The 16,312-nt window shown below is 71.8% G+C and carries 14 protein-coding genes; 3 read left to right on the top strand and 11 right to left on the bottom strand.

Annotated features, from left to right (window positions below):
• The first annotated feature begins 88 nt into the window (after positions 1-88).
• Together AB0J93_RS23390 and AB0J93_RS23395 are read left to right on the top strand one after the other, a co-directional pair.
• On the top strand, positions 89-1,003 hold the full coding sequence (locus AB0J93_RS23390) for an ATP-binding cassette domain-containing protein (RefSeq protein WP_363924450.1): 915 nt from the start codon (positions 89-91) through the stop codon (positions 1,001-1,003).
• Positions 1,000-1,842 (top strand): hypothetical protein, encoded by an 843-nt coding sequence (locus AB0J93_RS23395; RefSeq protein WP_363924451.1) that lies wholly within the window; start codon positions 1,000-1,002, stop codon positions 1,840-1,842. The genes AB0J93_RS23390 and AB0J93_RS23395 overlap by 4 nt, the downstream gene beginning before the upstream one ends.
• Positions 1,843-2,003: 161 nt before the next feature.
• Here the strand turns inward: AB0J93_RS23395 and leuS are convergent, their stop codons facing one another.
• From leuS to AB0J93_RS23450, 11 genes are all read right to left on the bottom strand, one after another.
• Complete coding sequence (leuS, locus tag AB0J93_RS23400; RefSeq protein ID WP_363924452.1) at positions 2,004-4,829, bottom strand: leucine--tRNA ligase; 2,826 nt, start codon at positions 4,827-4,829, stop codon at positions 2,004-2,006.
• A 232-nt stretch (positions 4,830-5,061) separates the two neighbouring features.
• Positions 5,062-5,424 (bottom strand): monovalent cation/H(+) antiporter subunit G, encoded by a 363-nt coding sequence (gene mnhG / locus AB0J93_RS23405; protein ID WP_363924454.1) that lies wholly within the window; start codon positions 5,422-5,424, stop codon positions 5,062-5,064.
• Positions 5,421-5,678, bottom strand: a complete 258-nt coding sequence (locus tag AB0J93_RS23410; RefSeq protein WP_363924557.1) for a monovalent cation/H+ antiporter complex subunit F — start codon at positions 5,676-5,678, stop codon at positions 5,421-5,423. Before AB0J93_RS23410 ends, mnhG begins: the two co-directional genes overlap by 4 nt.
• 2 nt (positions 5,679-5,680) lie before the next feature.
• Entirely contained in the window at positions 5,681-6,097 is a 417-nt protein-coding gene (locus AB0J93_RS23415) for a Na+/H+ antiporter subunit E (RefSeq protein WP_363924455.1), read from the bottom strand.
• Positions 6,094-7,557, bottom strand: coding sequence for a proton-conducting transporter membrane subunit (locus AB0J93_RS23420; RefSeq protein ID WP_363924456.1), 1,464 nt, complete (start codon positions 7,555-7,557; stop codon positions 6,094-6,096). Before AB0J93_RS23420 ends, AB0J93_RS23415 begins: the two co-directional genes overlap by 4 nt.
• Positions 7,554-7,949: a sodium:proton antiporter gene (locus AB0J93_RS23425; RefSeq protein WP_363924457.1), complete on the bottom strand. Its 396-nt coding sequence runs from the start codon at positions 7,947-7,949 to the stop codon at positions 7,554-7,556. The genes AB0J93_RS23420 and AB0J93_RS23425 overlap by 4 nt, the downstream gene beginning before the upstream one ends.
• Positions 7,946-10,699, bottom strand: coding sequence for a hydrogen gas-evolving membrane-bound hydrogenase subunit E (gene mbhE / locus AB0J93_RS23430; RefSeq protein ID WP_363924458.1), 2,754 nt, complete (start codon positions 10,697-10,699; stop codon positions 7,946-7,948). The genes AB0J93_RS23425 and mbhE overlap by 4 nt, the downstream gene beginning before the upstream one ends.
• Positions 10,700-10,714: 15 nt before the next feature.
• Positions 10,715-12,373 carry a gamma-glutamyltransferase gene (ggt, locus tag AB0J93_RS23435; RefSeq protein WP_363924459.1) on the bottom strand — a complete coding sequence of 553 codons (1,659 nt, stop codon included), beginning with the start codon at positions 12,371-12,373 and terminating at the stop codon, positions 10,715-10,717.
• On the bottom strand, positions 12,370-13,200 hold the full coding sequence (locus AB0J93_RS23440; RefSeq protein WP_363924460.1) for an isochorismatase family cysteine hydrolase: 831 nt from the start codon (positions 13,198-13,200) through the stop codon (positions 12,370-12,372). The genes ggt and AB0J93_RS23440 overlap by 4 nt, the downstream gene beginning before the upstream one ends.
• Positions 13,190-13,369, bottom strand: a complete 180-nt coding sequence (locus tag AB0J93_RS23445) for a hypothetical protein (protein ID WP_363924461.1) — start codon at positions 13,367-13,369, stop codon at positions 13,190-13,192. Before AB0J93_RS23445 ends, AB0J93_RS23440 begins: the two co-directional genes overlap by 11 nt.
• A 16-nt stretch (positions 13,370-13,385) precedes the next feature.
• Positions 13,386-15,011 (bottom strand): L-lactate permease, encoded by a 1,626-nt coding sequence (locus AB0J93_RS23450; protein WP_363924462.1) that lies wholly within the window; start codon positions 15,009-15,011, stop codon positions 13,386-13,388.
• A 248-nt stretch (positions 15,012-15,259) separates the two neighbouring features.
• Here AB0J93_RS23450 and AB0J93_RS23455 point away from each other — a divergent pair, with 248 nt between their 5' ends.
• Positions 15,260-16,312, top strand: a complete 1,053-nt coding sequence (locus tag AB0J93_RS23455) for a MoxR family ATPase (RefSeq protein WP_093401166.1) — start codon at positions 15,260-15,262, stop codon at positions 16,310-16,312.

Consider the following 16,312-nt stretch of genomic DNA (forward strand, 5'->3'; position numbering starts at 1 on the left):
GGATGTACGCCCGCAGGCCACCACCGAGACACAACGTACGGCCGACGGGGCGACGCGGCCGTGCCCGGCGACCGGCAGCGTGAACGGCATGATCGAACTTGATGGCCTGACCCGGCGGTACGGCCGTAACACCACCGCCGTCGACGACCTGACCCTGACCGTCCGGCCCGGCCGCGTGACCGGCTTCCTCGGCCCCAACGGAGCCGGCAAGTCCACCACCCTGCGCATGGTGCTAGGGCTGACCACCCCGACCAGCGGCACCGCCACCGTCGGCGGCGTCCGGTTCCGGGAGCTTGCCCGGGGGCTGCGGCACGCCGGCGCGCTGCTCGACGCCGCGGACGTGCACGGCGGGCGCAGCGCCCGCGCCCACCTGGCCAGCCTGGCTCGCAGCAACGGCATCGGGGCCGCCCGGGTCGACGAGGTGCTGGGGCAGGTCGGCCTCGACGACGCCGCCGACCGCCGGGTCGGCGCGTTCTCGCTCGGCATGCGGCAACGCGTCGGTATCGCCGCCGCGTTGCTGGGCGACCCACCCGTGCTGATGTTCGACGAGCCGTTCAACGGCCTCGACCCGGAAGGGGTGCGCTGGGTTCGGGAACTGTTCCGACGGCTCGCCGCCGAGGGCCGCACCGTCTTCGTCTCCAGTCACCTGATGGGCGAGGTCGAGCACTGCGCCGACCACCTCGTCGTCATCGGCCGGGGCCGGTTGATCGCCGACGAGTCGCTGGACGAGTTCGCCGCCCGCGCCGGCCATGCCGAGGTCGTCGTGCGTACCCCCGAACCGGCCACCCTGACCACGGCGTTGGTGGACGTCGGCGCGGACGTGCGGCCGGATGCCGGTGGGGTGCTCGCCGTAACCGGGGTGAGCCCGGAACGGATCGCCGAGCTGGCCCTGGGCCTGCGGATCCCGCTGCATCAGTTGACCACCCGCACCGCCTCGCTGGAGGAAGCCTTCATGGAACTCACCGCCGCCGACGTCGAGTACGCCGCCCGGGAGACCCGATGACCACCGTGACCCGACCCGCCACGCAGACCGTCCCGACCCACCCGGCGCGCTTCCGTGACCTGCTCGCCGCCGAATGGATCAAGCTCTGGTCGCTGCGCTCCACCTGGGCTGCCTTCGCCCTGATCCTGCTGGCCATGGTCGGCCTCGCCGTCCACGCCGCACTGGCCACCCATGCGGGCTGGCCGGACTGGTCGGCCGAGCGGCGGGCGTTGCGTTCCCCGCTCTGGGACGCCTTCCCCACCGAGGCGCAGATGTTCGTCGTCCTCGCGGCCAGTGGTGTCGGCGCGGTCGCGATCGGCGGTGAGTACGCCTCCGGGCTGATGCGTACCACCTTCGCGGCCGTCCCCCGGCGCTACGCGGTGGCCACCGCCAAGTTGACCGTGCTGACCGGCGTACTGACCCTGCTGGGAACGCTTGGCGCGGCGGCGGCGTTCGCGGTGTCGCAGGCGATCCTCGCCGACGTGGACGCGAGCATGTCCATCGGCGACCCCGGCGCCCTGCGCGGCATCGCCGCCTCCGCTCTGCTGGTGCCGCTCTGCGCGCTCGTCGGAATGGCCCTCGCGGCGCTGATCCGGCACACCGCACCGGCGATCGTCACCGCCGCGACGGTGCTGCTCCTGCTGCCCACCGCCGTCAACGAGGACGAGCGCTGGAGCGCGCTGCTCCGGCACGCCATGCTGGTGCCGGCGTGGCAGCGGCTGAGGGATCCGACCGGTCCCCCGCCGTGGCTGACCGACCTCCACGCCGCCAGCGTCTCCGGCGCCTGGACCACGTACGCCGCCTGGGCGGTGGTGGCCGCCCTGGTCACCACGCTCGCCCTACACCGCCGCGCCCCCTAACCCCCCACCCACCCCACCCCACCCCACCCCACCCCACCCCACCCCACCCCACCCAGCGTTGATCATGAGGTTGACGGCAGTAGTCGATCTTCAAACTGCCGCTAACCTCATGATCAACGCAGACAGGGCAGGGTGGGGTGGGTGGGGTGGGTGGGGTGGGGTTACAGGACGATGGAGACCATTCGGTTGGGGATGACGATGACCTTGCGGGGGTTCTTGCCGGCCAGCGGGCCGGCCACCGCCGCCAGGGCCGCCTGCCGCACGTCGGTCTCGCCTGCGTCGGCGGGGACCTCGATGCGGCCCCGGACCTTGCCGTTGACCTGCACCGGGTAGGTGACCGTCTCGGCGACCAGCAGCGCCGGGTCGGCGACCGGGAAGTCCGCGTACGTCAACGAGGTCGAGTGGCCCAGCCGCTGCCACAGTTCCTCGGCGACGTGCGGGGCGAACGGCGCGACCATCAGCACCAGCGGCTCGGCCACCTCGCGCGGGGTACGCGCCAGCCGGGTCACCCCGTTGGTCAGCTCGATCAGCTTGGCGATCGCGGTGTTGAACCGGATCTGCTCCATGTCGCCCCGGACACCGTCGATGACCTTGTGCAGCAGCCGCCGGGTCTGCTCGTCGACCGGCTCGTCGGTGACCCGGGACTCACCGGTCTGCTCGTCGACGATGGCCCGCCAGACCCGTTGCAGGAACCGGTACGAGCCGACCACCGCCCGGGTCTCCCACGGGCGGGACACCTCCAGCGGTCCCATCGACATCTCGTACACCCGGAACGTGTCCGCGCCGTAGGCGGCACACATCTCGTCCGGCGTGACCACGTTCTTCAGGGACTTGCCCATCTTGCCGTACTCGCGGTTGACCTGGACGTCGCCCAGGAAGAAGCCGCCGTCGCGCTCGGCGACCTCCTCCGCCGGCACGTACGCGCCCCGGGCGTCGGTGTACGCGTACGCCTGGATGTAGCCCTGGTTGAACAGCTTGCGGAACGGCTCGAACGACGACACGTGGCCCAGGTCGTACAGCACCTTGTGCCAGAACCGGGCGTACAGCAGGTGCAGCACGGCGTGCTCGGCACCGCCCACGTACAGGTCGACCCCGCCGCAGTCGCCCTCGCCCCGCGGTCCCATCCAGTACCGCTCGTTGTCCGCGTCGACGAACCGGTCGCCGTTGGTCGGGTCCAGGTAGCGCAGCTCGTACCAGCAGGAGCCGGCCCACTGCGGCATCACGTTCGTCTCCCGGGTGTACCGCTTCGGGCCGTCACCCAGGTCCAGTTCGACCTCGACCCAGTCGCGGCGGCGCGACAGCGGCGTCTCCGGATCGCTGTCGGCGTCGGACGGGTCGAAGGTGCGCGGGGAGAAGTCGTCCACCTCGGGCAGTTCGACCGGCAGCATCTCCTCCGGCAGCGCGATGGCGGCGCCGTCGGCGTCGTACACGATCGGGAACGGCTCGCCCCAGTAACGCTGCCGGCTGAACAGCCAGTCCCGCAGCCGGTAGGTCACCGCGCCCTGGCCGCTGCCGGTCTCCTCCAGCCAGCCGATGATCCGGGCCTTGGCGTCGGCCACCCCCAGGCCGTCCAGGTCCAGGCCGCGCTCGGGCGCGGCGCTGTTGATCGCCGGCCCTTCCCCGGTGTACGCCTTGCCGTCGAAGCCCTCCGGCGGCTGCACGGTACGCACGATCGGCAGCTCGAAGACCTCGGCGAACTCCCAGTCCCGCTCGTCCTGGGCGGGCACCGCCATGATCGCGCCGGTGCCGTAGCCGGCCAGCACATAGTCGGCGATGAAGATCGGGATCTGGCCGCCGGTGACCGGGTTGGTGGCGTACGCGCCGGTGAAGACGCCGGTCTTCTCCTTCGTCTCGGCCTGCCGTTCCACGTCGGTCTTGGCGGCCGCCGCCTTGCGGTACGCCTCGACGGCCTCCCGCGGGGCGGCGTGCCCGCCGGTCCACGCGTCCCGGGTGCCCTCCGGCCAGGCCGCCGGCATCAGCGTGTCCACCAGCTCGTGTTCCGGGGCCAGCACCATGTAGGTGGCGCCGAAGACGGTGTCGGGCCGGGTCGTGAACACCCGGATCGGGGCGACCGCGGTCGGGAAGTCGATGTGCGCGCCCCGCGACCGGCCGATCCAGTTGCGCTGCATCAGCTTGATCGGCTCCGGCCAGTCCAGCTTGTCCAGGTCGTCCAGCAGCCGGTCGCCGTACGCGGTGATCCGCATCATCCACTGCTTCAGGTTGCGCTTGAAGACCGGGAAGTTGCCCCGCTCGGAGCGACCGTCGGCGGTGACCTCCTCATTGGCCAGGACCGTGCCCAGCCCGGGGCACCAGTTCACCGGCGCCTGCGACACGTACGCCAGGCGGTGGTCGTCGACGATGGCGCGTCGCTCGGCGGCCGACAGCTCCGCCCACGGCCGGCCGTCCGGGGTGCGCCGCACGCCTCCGGCGAACTCGGCGATCAGCTCACTGATCGGTCGGGCCCGGCCGGCCTCGCGGTCGTACCAGGAGTTGAAGATCTGCAGGAAGATCCACTGGGTCCAGCGGTAGAAGTCGGTATCGATGGTGGCCACCGATCGCCGCTGGTCGTGGGCCAGCCCCAGCCTGCGCAGCTGCGCCCGGTACCGGTCGATGTTGGCCACGGTGGTGGTCCGGGGGTGGGTGCCGGTCTGCACCGCGTACTGCTCGGCGGGCAGGCCGAACGCGTCGAAACCCATCGCGTGCAGCACGTTGCGGCCGGCCATCCGCTGGTACCGGGCGAAGCAGTCGGTGCCGATGTATCCCAGCGGATGCCCGACGTGCAGCCCGGCCCCGGACGGGTACGGGAACATGTCCAGCACGTACAGCTTCTCCGCACCGGACCGCGGGTGGGCCGGATCGGCCAGCGGACCGGACGGGTTCGGCGCGTGGAAGGCGCCCTCCCGCTCCCAACGGTCCTGCCAGCGGCGTTCGATCTCGTCTGCCAGCGCCGCGGTGTACCGGAACGGTGGGACGTCTGCCTCGGTCATGGCCTTCTCCTCGCGTCGCTCGGCGGAGTCTGTCGGAGTGCTGGCTGGTCTCGGGTCTGCCGCGCCGGCCCGTCGGGGACCGGCGGCGGGCACGAAAAAGCCCCTCACGCAGGAGGGGCCGCCGTGCTGTCGCGCGTTCAGCGCATCAGCACGGCCCGGTAAGAAGCAGGAAGACTCCGGCCATGACCGGCAGTGTACCGCGCCCGGGTGTTTCGCCGCCGCCCACCACCCCTCAGACCGGGTCCCGGGCCGACTCGTCGCCGCCCTCACCGGTCCGACCGCCGAGTTCGTCGTAGCGGGTGATCGGTGCCAGCGGCGCCCCGGCCCGGTAGGCGGCCCGCGCCAGGGCGTAGCCGCCGATCGGTGCCGTGAACAGTTGCAGTCCGACGGCGGCCAGGACCACCACGGCGGTACGCCAGCCGGGAATCAGCAGCAGCACACCGAGCAGGACACAACTCACCCCGAGGCTGGCCGCCTTGGCCACGGAGTTCATCCGGTGGTAGACGTCCGGCAGGCGGATCAGGCCGACCGCGCTGGTCGCGATCAGCGCGGTGCCGAGCAGCAGCAGCGTCGACGCCGCCAGGGTCCGGATCACCGCTGCCTCCGGTGCACCAGCCGGGCCATCGCCACCGTCGCCAGGAAACTCACAAGCGTCCCGGTGAGCACCAGGTCGAGCAGGTCCGGGGCGTGCAGCCGGGCGGCGAGCACCGCCAGGGCCGCCAGGAAGACGAAGAAGCCGAGATCCAGGGCGGCCGCCCGGTCGGCGTCGGTCGGACCGACCACCAGCCGGGCGATCACCACCGCCATCGAGCCGGCGAGGACCACGAGCACCGAGTCGAGCAGGAGCATCGTCACCTCCGGGTCACCTCCGACCGGCCGGCGTCGGGGCCGTCCGGGTGGGCGGCCGGACGCAGGGCGGCCAGCAGCCGCCACTCCAGCTCGGTCACCGCCCGCCGGAACGCCACCGGGTCGGCGGCGTACATGCCGTGCACCCACAACGCGGCGGTGGGTTCGCGGTGCACGCTCAGAGTCAGTGTGCCCGGGGTCAGGCTCACCGCCAGCGCCACCGCCGCCACCTCGGTGTCGGTGGCCGCCCGCAGCGGCACCCGCACCACCGCGGGTGCCAGCCCGGAACCCGGCGTCAGGATCTCCCAGGCCACGGCGAGGTTCGCCTGGACCAGCCGGACCGCGAAGTAGCCGGCGAACCGCAGGACACGTCGAGCCCGCACCGCGGTGCGCCGGGGGGTCGTCATCGCGTCGCTGCTCATCGGCCGGTCACCGCCCGGACGTAGCCCGCCGGGTCACGCAGCCCGGCCGCCGCCGTGTCGGCGACCACCAGCAGCGGTGCAGCCGCCAGCCCGGCCGCCAGGGAGAGGCCGGCCAGCGCCAGCGGTGGGCCGAACAGCGTCGGTCCGATCCGCTTCGCCACGGTCGACGAAGCCGGCGGGTCGCCGGTGAACAACGCGCTCCAGATTTTAAGCATGGACAGCAGGGTGACCAGACTGACCAGCACCGCGACCGCCATGGCCAGCCAGGCACCGGTCTCCACGGTGGCCCGCAGCAGCAGGAACTTCGCCAGGAACCCGGAGAACGGCGGCAGGCCGGCCAGCGACAGCGCCGCCCCGGCGAAGGCCACGGCGAGCGCGGGACGTTGCCCGGCCAGACCGCCGGAACCGTCGAGCCGGTCGGTACCCCGGCCGGCGCGTACCGCTGCCGCACACAGGAACAACGCCGCCTTCACCAGGATGTACTGGGCCAGGTAGTAGACCGCCGCGGCCAGCGCGGCGGCGGTGAACAGGGCCAGGCCGAGCAGTACGTAGCCGAGCTGGCTGACCATGTGGAAGGTCAGGATCCGCCGCATCGAGGTCTCGCCCACGGCCCCGAGCACACCGACCACCATCGACAACAGCGCCACCGCGCCGAGCAGCCAGCGGTATCCGGGATCACCGCCGTACACCACCGCGTAGATCCGGATCACCGCATAGAGACCGACCTTGGTCAGCAGCCCGGAGAAGAGCGCCACCACCACCGGCGAGGCCACCGGATAGGTGCGGGGCAGCCAGTCGTGCAGCGGCACCAGCGCACTCTTGACGCCGAGGGCGAGCAGCACCACACCGCAGGCGACCGCGACGGTCGGTCGGTCGCGAGCCGCGCCGGCCAGGTCGCCCAGCCCGACCACTCCGGTGGTGCCGTAGACCAGGGCCACCCCGGCCAGCAGCAGGGTGGAGCCGAGCAGGTTGGTGGCCACGTACACCCGTGCCGCGCCGCCGCGCCCGGCCCCGCCGGCCAGGCTCAACAGCACGTACGAGGGCACCAGCATCACTTCGATGAGTACGAAGAGGTTGAACAGGTCGGTGGTGAGGAACGCGCCGCCGGCCCCGGCGGTGAGCACCAGCACCAGCGGCAGGAAGTACGGGCGACGGTCGTCTCCGGAGCCGGCCGCGGCGACCAGGCAGCAGAGCACCACCAGCGCCGTCACGGTGACCAGCAGGGCGCTGAGCACGTCCGCCGCCAGGCTGATGGCGATCGGACCGGGCCAGCCACCGACCCGCAGCACGGCCAGCGCGCCCCCACTGGTCCGCACCAGCAGAACCAGGCCGCTCGCCAGCACCACCGTCACGGTGGTGAACGCGCCGACCCGATGCAGCCTGGTGCGGCCCGGCAGGGCGAGCAGCACCCCGGCGACCAGCAGCGGCCCGACCACCGGGATCAGGAGCAGACCGCTCACCGCCGCCGCCCCGTGGTGCCGTACCCGCCCGCTCCACCGATGCCGTCGGAGTCGGAGTCGCCGGCGGCGTCACCATCGTTGCCGTCCGTGGGGTCCGCGCCGCTGGCGGGCCCACCGGCGCCGCGTCGCAGCAGGCCGAGCAGATGGATGGTGATCCCGAAGGTGATCACGATGGCGGTCAGCACGAACGCCTGCGGCAACGGGTCGGCGGTGTCGGGACCCACCTCCTCCAGCGCCGCGGTCCGCCGGCCCAGCCCGCCGGCGGCGAGCAGCACCACGTTGACGGCGTGGCCGAGCAGCACGAAGCCCAGCACCACGCGCAGCAGGCCCGGCCGCAGCAGCAGGAACACCCCCGCGGCCACCAGGACGCCGACCACGAACGCGGCGCTCACCGGGCACCTCCGGTCTCCGGCTGGTTGGCCGGCTGGGCCGGCAGTACGCCGAGCCGCCGTACGGCGGCCACCACCAGTGCCAGGACCATCAGGTAGACCCCGAGGTCGAACAGCAGCGACGTGGACAGCGACGGCAACGGATCCGGTGTGCCGAGGGCGAGCGGAGTGAGCAGCGACCGACCTACGGCGAGCGGCACCAGCGCGGCGACCGTCGCGGTCAGCAGCCCGGCCGCCACCAGTGGCGCCGACCTGAGCCGGCTCAGCAGTGGTGCTCCGCCGGGGTGTGCCAACTGACCGAGCCCGACGGCGGTGCCCGCCAGCAGCGCCCCGATGAAGCCGCCGCCGGTCTCCTCGTGTCCGCGCAGGAACAGCACCGCCGAGGCGAGCAGCATCACCGGTGCGAGCACCCGGTAGGCGAGGCCGAGCACGAGGTCGTCGCCGGTGGGCCCGGTGCTGGCCGGCTCGACCGGACGACCGGCGGCGAGCCGGACCAGCCCGAGTGCCACCACCGCGAGCACCACCGCCTCGCCGAGGGTGTCCAGGGCCCGGAAGTCCACCAGGATGGTGTTGACGACGTTGGCACCGCCGGTCAGCACCTCCGCCCGGTCGAGATACCACCGGCCAGGGTCGGACACCTGGTCGCGTCCGGTCAGTACCGCCGTACCGGCGACCGCCGCGACCCCGGTGGCGGTCGCGAGCAGGGCCGCACCCACGACCGGCAAGCGTCGTCCGACGGGCGCGAGCCGACGCGGCTGCTGCCGCAGGGCCAGCATGATGACCACTGCGGTCAGCACCTCCACAAGCATCAGGGTCAACGCCACGTCCGGTGCTCCGAGGGTCAGGAACCACGCCGACAGCAGCAGCCCCACCACGCCGGTGAGTCCGATCGCGGCCAGCGCGGAGCGCACCACCAGCAGCCCGGCGAGGGCCGTCACGAGCAGCCCCAGCAGCAACCAGTCACCGGGCCGGGCCGGGTCACCGCCGACGCCGGCCGAGACGTTGGGCAGCGCCACCGCCGCGACGGCGGCCAGCGCCACCGTCGCCAGCAACGGCCGGGCCAGGTAGGGCGCCGGGCCCGGCGCGTGCGCGGTCCGGGCGATGATCGAACCCCCGTGCAGCACCGCCTGCCGGGCGCGCTCGAACAACTCGGCGAGCGGCGGGGTGGTGGGTACGGCCCGAAGCCACCGGTCCACCCGGACCCGGCCGAGGAACATCAGCACACCCAGCAGCACGGTGAGCACGCTCAGCCCCAACGCCGGGGTGAAGCCGTGCCAGAAGGCCAGGTAGGGCGGGGTACCCTCCGGGCGGGCATCGTCCGCGGCCCGCTCCACCAGCGGGCTCAGTACGGCCACTGTCGGGCCGAGCACGGCCGCCGTCACCGCGGCCACCGCGGCCGGGGCGAGAAACGCCCAGGACGGCTCGCGCAGCTGGCGCTGCCGGGTCGGTCCCTCCACCATCCCGTGCACCAGACGGGCCGCGTACGCGAAGGTGAGCACCGAGGCGAGCACTCCGAGCCCGGCCGCGCACCAGCCCAACCACCCTCCCCCGTAGGCCCCGCCGAGCGCCTCGAAGATCGCCTCCTTGCCGACGAAGCCGATGGTCGGCGGCAGGCCGGCCATCGACATCGCCGCCAGCACGGTGAGCCAGACCGTCGCCGGCATCACCCGGTGCAGCCCCGCCAGCTCCCGCACGTCGCGGCTGCCCGCCTGATGGTCGATGATGCCGACCAGCATGAACAGGGTCGCCTTGAACAGCGCGTGGGCGACGGTGTAGAGGATCGCCGCCGCGTCGGCGTCCGGGGTACCGACGCCGATCACCCCGACCAGCAGGCCGAGCTGACTGACCGTGGAGTACGCCAGCAGCGCCTTCAGGTCGTACTGACGCAGCGCGAGCAACGCGCCGAGGATCGCGGTGAGCAGACCCACGGCGATCAGGGTGCCGTCCCACGCCCAGGAGCCACCGAACACCGCCGAGAACCGCATCAGCAGGTAGATGCCGGCCTTCACCATCGTCGCCGCATGCAGGTACGCGCTCACCGGTGTGATCGCGACCATCGCACCGGGCAGCCAGAAATGGAACGGCAGCTGCGCGGACTTGGTGCACGCCGCGACGATGATCAGCGTCCCCACCACCCAGGCCGGTACGCCGCTCAACCGCTCCGGCTCGGCCACGATGGTGTCCAGGCTGGTGGTGCCGAGGTGGACCGCCAGCAGCACGATCGCGGTCAGCAGCGCGAGACCGCCGGCGACGGTGACCAGCAGCGCCTGCACGGCCGGTCCGGTGGCCGCCGGCCGACCGCCCTGCCCGATCAGGACGAAGGAGAGGATCGAGGTGAGTTCCCAGAAGACGAAGAGCACCAGCAGGTCGTCGGCGAGGACCAGGCCCAGCATCGCGGCGGCGAAGAGGGTCATCGTCACGTACACCCGCTTCTGCTCGTCCTCGCTGCCGTCGAGGTAGCGGGGGCAGTAGGCCATGATGAGCGCGCCCACCCCGAGGGCCAGCAACGCGAAGACCAGCCCCAGCGCGTCCATCCGCAACGCGGCGTGGACCGCCAGCCCGGGCAGCCACCGCCAGGCCACGGTGACTTCCCGGTCGTCGAGGATCACCGGCAACCGGGTGAGCAGCAGCGACGCCGCGACGAGATAGCCGGCGGCCAACGGATAGCCGGCGTTACGGCCGAAGCGCCGCACCAGCAGCGGTACGCAGACCGCCAGGCCGACCTGCCAGGCGAGCGTGGCGGCGAGGATCACCTCGTCCCGCCCGCCTCAATAGCCGATCGCGGCACCGTCACCACGCGGATCGGCGCCCGCCTCCAACAGGCCCCGTTCGGCGTCGATCCGGATCGCCTGCGCGTGGCCCATGTTGTCGTCCCAGTTCGGCAGCATCCGCACCGGCTGGCCACGGCGTTGCAGTTCCCGCACCACCTCGTCGGAGATGCGCCCTTCCAGGGAGAGGTCCTGGGCGGTGGTGCCCCAGGTGCGACCCATCAGCCAGCGGGGTGACTCGATCGCCTGCTGCACGTCGTAACCAAAGTCGATCAGGCGGGTGAGCAGCGCCGCGTGGGTCTGCGGCTGCCCCTCGCCCCCCATCGATCCGAAGGCCAACCACGGCCGGCCGTCGACGCAGACCAGCCCGGGTATGAGGGTGTGGAAGGTCCGCTTCCCCGGCTCCATCCGGTTCGGGTGTCGCTCGTCCAGCGAGAAGAACGAGCCCCGGTTCTGCGGGATGATCCCGGTGTCACCGGAGACGATCCCCGAGCCGAAGTCGTGGTAGATCGACTGAATGGCGGACACGACCAGCCCGCGCTCGTCGACGACGCAGAACGCGCAGGTGTCGCCCTGCGGTGCGCGCCGACGTGCCTTCGGTCCGAAGCGGATTCCCGGCTCGACGGCGGCCATCAGCATCGCCCGGTCCGGCCGGATCAACTCGCGGCGCCCCGCAGCGTACGCCTTGTCGAGCAGCTCAGGGATCGGGATGTCCACCCAGTGCCGGTCGGTGAGCCACTCGTCCCGGTCGGCGAAGGCCAGCTTCACCGCCTCCGCCAGGTGGTGGTAGTAGTCCGGGGTGCCGTCACCCCAGGCGGCCACGTCGTAGCCCTCGATCAGATTGAGGATCTGCAGGGCGGCGAAGCCCTGCGTGTTCGGCGGCAACTCGTACACCGTGTGGCCCCGGTAGTCGGTGGCGATCGGGGCCTCCCAGTGGGCCTGGTAGGCGGCCAGGTCGTCCGGATGCAGCGGCGAGCCCTGCTCGGCGATCCCGGCGCAGAAGCGCCGGCCGAGGTCACCTTCGTAGAATCCGGCGCGGGCCCCCTGGGTGGCGATCAGTTCCAGCGAGCGGGCCAGCTCCGGCTGCGCGATCCGCTCACCTTCACGCCGCGCCCGACCCTGCGGCGCGAACAGCCGCGCGGTCGTGGGCTCCGCGCCGAGCAGATCGAGATCCTCGACCAACCAGTCGGCGAGCGAGCGGGCCACCGGGATTCCGTGCCGTGCGTAGTGGATGGCGTCGTCGAACAGGCTGGCCCAGGGCAACCGGCCGTACCGCTCGTGGGCCAGCCGCCAGCCGTCGACCGCACCCGGCACGGTCAGCGCCGACAGGGCGCCGCGCGACGGCACCTCGTCGGTGTGGCCCCGCTCGCCGTAGTAGTCGCGAGTGGCTGCCTGGGCCGCGGGGCCGGAGGCGTTCAGCGCGTGCACCGCACCATCCGGCTCGGCCAGCAGCCAGAAGCCGTCACCGCCGAGGCCCGCCATGTGCGGGTACGCGACGCAGAGCAGTGCGTTGACCGCGATCGTGGCGTCCACCGCACTGCCGCCGGCACGCAGCACCGCCAACCCGGCACCGCTGGCCAGGTGATGCGGCGAGGCGACCATGCCGCGGTCGGCGCGGGTGGGCGGCCGACCGGTGCGGGGTCCGTGGGGTGCGGTCATGGCCTCCCTTTCCGCTCGTACGGTTGCGGGTTGGCGAAGGCGTCGGTGGTGGTGACGAAACCCCAGCACTGCTTGGTGTTGAACAGCACCGCGTCCTTGCAGTACGCAGGGCTGGACGTGGCGGTGGCGTCGGCGATGAGCACCGGGTTGTAGTCACGAAAGTAGGCGTCCTCCAGGGTGGTGCTGACGCACTGGTCGGCGTTGACACCGCAGACGTAGAGGGTCTGGATGCCCTGGGTCCGTAGCACCTGGTCGAGATGGGTGCCGTAGAAGCCGCTCATCCGCACCTTCTCGACGTGGATGTCGTCGTCGACCAGGTAGCCCTTCAGCTCGTCGACCGTCTCCGCGCCCCACGACCCGGCGGTGAGCACCGCGCCGTTGTCCAGGTCCTCCCCGATTCCGGCCTGATCGAGGCGGTGCTTGAACGAGTGCAGCGTCGGCGCGCCGAGATTGCGCAGGTCCGGCCGGTTGTGCCAGTAGATCCAGATGACGAACATGCCGTGTCGCCGGGCGGCGTCGATCGCCCGTTGCACACCCGGGATGGCCGCCCGGCACGCCTCGTGGTCGAGCCCGGAACGTTCGGTCCAGCCGCCCGGCGCACAGAAGTCGTTCTGCATGTCCACCACCGCCAGCGCGCCCCGGTCCAGGTTGTCGACGAACGGCAGCAACTCGGCGTCGAACCGCACCAGTTGTCCCTCGGTGTGGTGCGGTGCCAGGTGGACGTGGTCCTCGTAGAGGTACCAGCGGTCGGCGCTGGCTCCCAGCTGCACCCCACCGTCGCCGGTCTCGCGGTAGATCTCCCGGTACGCGGCCATGTCAGTCCGCACCGCCCGACGGCGCGAACCGCAGCACGACCGGGATCGCCGCCGCGACGGCCACCAGGGCCAGCCCGGTCCACCACAACGCCGGCAACCCGCCGTCGGTGCCCAGGCTCAACGCGGGCAGAGCCAGCAGGAACAGCACCATCGCCAGCAGCAGCCATCGCAGCTCACTCACTGTCGACTCCTTCCGGTCAGACGAACAGCAGGGTCAGCAGCCCGATCACCACGGCGGCGGTCAGGGTCCACGGCAGGGTCTTGCGCAGCACCGCGCCCTCCTGCCCGACGATGCCGGCGGTGCCGGTGCCGAGCACGATGTTGGCCGGGGCGATGGCGTTGCCGATCGCCCCGCCGGCGCTCTGCGCACCGATGACCGCGCTCTCGGACAGGCCGGTGCCGGACGCCACGCCCTGCTGCAACTGGCCGAACAGCACGTTCGAGGCGGTGTTGCTGGAGGTCATGAAGGCGCCGATCAGGCCGATGAGGTTCGCGGCGAAGGCGTACAGCAGGGGTGGCGAGATCTGCTCGATGCCCTGGGCCAACACGTCGGTCTGCCCCGAGTGCTCCATCACCCCCGCCAGGATCAGGAAGGACAGGATGGCCACCGAGGCCGGCGTGGCGTCGGCGGCCAGGCTCGACCAGACCGGCTGCCGTCCCTGCCGCTCGGCCCGGGCGGCGAAGAAGCCCCTGGCACGGAACACGAGCCAGGTGACCAGCACCGCGACGATCAGCGAGAAGCCCGGATGGGTGAACGGAGCGATCGCGGAGTAGGGCTGCTCCGCCTCGGTGACCACGTCGTAGCCCGTGTCGGCCTCCGGGAAGGGCAGACCGAACTCGATCCGGTCCAGCGCCGCCTCGACCGGCGGCACCGCGAGGGTGAACACGGCGACGGCGGTGAGCACCGCGTACGGCAACAGCGCCCAGGACAGGCTCATCGTCGGTGCGTGCTCGTCCTCGTCCTCGGCCGTCTCCCCGGCCTCCGGCTTCATCGCCGGGCGGTCCGGGACGCTCCGGGCCGGTTCCCGGTAGCGGGACCAGCGGGACAGCGGGTAGAGCGCGACAAGCGCCACGGTGGCGGCGAGGAAGGTCGACAGCACCGGCTCCCAGTACATGATCACGAACTGGAGACCGCCGTGGATGGCCGAGATGATCAGAATGAAGGGCCAGGCCAGCCGTAGCGCCGGACCCTTGCCGGCCATCCAGGCGATGGCGGCACCCGCCATCAGGGTCACCGGAGCCAGCAGCGCCGCGGTGATCAGCGTGGTGGTCAGCTCGTCCTCGAGATCGACCACCTGGAGGGTGGCCAGCCAGCCCACCGCCAGGGTGCCGAACATGTTCGCCCAGGCATGCCCGATCAGCGGGATCACCACGGCGTAGACGGCCCGTACCCCGATCGCGAGCAGCAGCGGCGCCACGATCGCGATGGGCGCGCCGAAGCCGGCGATGCCCTGCATGAAGGAGGCGAAGACCCAGCCGAAAGCGAGCACCAGGAAGACGTGGTTGCGGCTGTAGCGGGACAGCCCCCGACGCAACGCGTCGAAGGCACCGGAGGCGGTACCGATGCGGTAGAGCAGCAACGCCGGCCAGATCACCAGCAGGATGAACACGGCGTCCCAGACACCCTTGCCGGCGCCGACCGCGACCGACTCCCACGGCGTACGGAAGAACAGCACGGCGACCGCGACGGCGAGGAACATGCCGACCGGGCCGGCCTGTGGCGCCTTCCACCGCAGCACCGCCAGCAGCAGCAGGAGCAGCAGGATGGGGCTGATCGCCAGCAGCCAGGTGCCGAGGTTGATCGGCAACGTCGTCTCCGGCATGTCCCTCCCGTCCCGGGCCGGCGGATTCGGGGCCGCTTACCCGGCAGAACCGATGACATGCGCTGCGTGATGACAAATCACTGCGTAAGCGCTCAAACACCTGCGGCGGTCGGCGTTGACGACAAACATGGTTAGCCTGAGAGGCCAGTGAGATTGCCGCGGCACATGAGGCTCACACGTCGCGAACGAAACGGCGGGGCCAGGTGCTCTTGTAGAGAGCTGCCGTGACGGCGACGAGGAGGAGGCCCGTGACACAACAGACCTGGGACGACGTTGGCGGTCTGCTGCCGTACGACGAGTTCCGCGCCGCCAGTGACGCGATCGTGACCAACATCGAACAGGTCATCGAAGGCAAGACCGCGACCGTGCGGCTGGCGCTGGCCGTCCTGCTCGCCGAGGGTCACCTGCTCATCGAGGACGTGCCCGGCGTCGGCAAGACCAAGCTGGCCAAGGCCCTGGCCCGGTCGATCGACTGTTCGGTGCGCCGCATCCAGTTCACGCCCGACCTGCTGCCCAGCGACGTCACCGGGGTCAGTGTCTACAACCAGGAGACCCACGACTTCGAGTTCCGTCCGGGTGCCGTCTTCGCGAACCTGGTCGTCGGCGACGAGATCAACCGGGCCTCGCCGAAGACCCAGTCCGCGCTGCTGGAGTGCATGGAGGAACGGCAGGTCACCGTCGACGGGGTGACCTACCAGTTGCAGACGCCGTTCATGGTGATCGCGACTCAGAACCCGATCGAGATGGAGGGCACCTACCCGCTGCCGGAGGCGCAGCGCGACCGGTTCACCGCCCGCATCGCCATGGGGTACCCGGACCCGACCGCCGAACTGGCCATGCTCGACGGGCACGGTGCGGTCGACCCGCTGTCCGGGCTGCGGCCGGTCTCCGACGCCGACACCGTACGCCGGCTGATCGGTCACGTCCGGCAGGTGCACGTCGCCGACGCGGTCAAGCAGTACGCGGTCGACCTGGTCACCGCCACCCGCGAGTCACCCGACCTTCGCCTGGGCGCCTCCCCCCGGTGCACCCTGCAACTGCTGCGCACCGCCCGCGCGGTGGCCGCCCTCGACGGGCGTGACTACGTCCTGCCCGACGACCTCCAGGTGCTCGCCGTGCCGGTGCTGGCGCACCGGATCATCCCCACGGCCGACGCCCAGCTCGCCCGGCGTACCACCGACGCGATCGTCGCCGACCTGGTGCACCGGCTGCCGCTGCCGCACGACCGCAAGCGTTCGCCCTACGACACCCGGCCACCGAGCGGTAACGGCCGGGCCCCCTTCGAGCCGCGGAGGCCGTGA

Origin of the sequence: Micromonospora sp. NPDC049374 (assembly GCF_040677165.1) — a bacterium.
Classification (GTDB): Bacteria; Actinomycetota; Actinomycetes; order Mycobacteriales; family Micromonosporaceae; genus Micromonospora.

Coding starts and splice junctions, on each gene's coding strand:
- AB0J93_RS23390 (WP_363924450.1), top strand. CDS start 89: ATGATCGAACTTGATGGCCTGACCCGGCGGTACGGCCGTAACACCACC.
- AB0J93_RS23395 (WP_363924451.1), top strand. CDS start 1,000: ATGACCACCGTGACCCGACCCGCCACGCAGACCGTCCCGACCCACCCG.
- leuS (WP_363924452.1), bottom strand. CDS start 4,829: ATGACCGAGGCAGACGTCCCACCGTTCCGGTACACCGCGGCGCTGGCA.
- AB0J93_RS23410 (WP_363924557.1), bottom strand. CDS start 5,678: ATGCTCCTGCTCGACTCGGTGCTCGTGGTCCTCGCCGGCTCGATGGCG.
- AB0J93_RS23415 (WP_363924455.1), bottom strand. CDS start 6,097: ATGAGCAGCGACGCGATGACGACCCCCCGGCGCACCGCGGTGCGGGCT.
- ggt (WP_363924459.1), bottom strand. CDS start 12,373: ATGACCGCACCCCACGGACCCCGCACCGGTCGGCCGCCCACCCGCGCC.
- AB0J93_RS23450 (WP_363924462.1), bottom strand. CDS start 15,011: ATGCCGGAGACGACGTTGCCGATCAACCTCGGCACCTGGCTGCTGGCG.